This window comes from Halorubrum sp. SP9 (assembly GCF_005435015.1).
GTDB classification, from domain to species: domain Archaea; phylum Halobacteriota; class Halobacteria; order Halobacteriales; family Haloferacaceae; genus Halorubrum; species Halorubrum sodomense.
Genome location: NZ_SGXU01000647.1, coordinates 1 through 264, shown reverse-complemented (window position 1 = coordinate 264; position 264 = coordinate 1). Strand labels below are relative to the sequence as shown.

Below are 264 nucleotides of genomic sequence, written 5' to 3'. Positions count from 1 at the left end.
AGCGACTCTTCGAGGAACTCGGTGTACGACTCGACGACCATCAGCTGGTTCCGGATGTCGTGGCGGACGACCTGGTTCAGGAGCTTGAGGTTGTCCCGCTGTTCCTCAAGCGTCCGCTCGTACTCCTTGAGTTCCGTCACGTCGCGGGCGTACCCCAACACCGCGTCCTCGCCGGTGTCCGGGGCCTCGTACGGTATCTTCGTCGTCTGGAGGATGCGCGTCTCCCCGTCAGCCGTGGTCAGCGTCTCCTCGCCGACCGCCTTC

Annotated in this window: 1 protein-coding gene; it reads right to left on the bottom strand. The window is 64.4% G+C overall.

The window, feature by feature from the left end:
* Positions 1-264 (bottom strand): PAS domain-containing protein (locus tag EXE45_RS18875; RefSeq protein ID WP_137695195.1); only part of this gene is annotated, 264 nt, incomplete at both ends.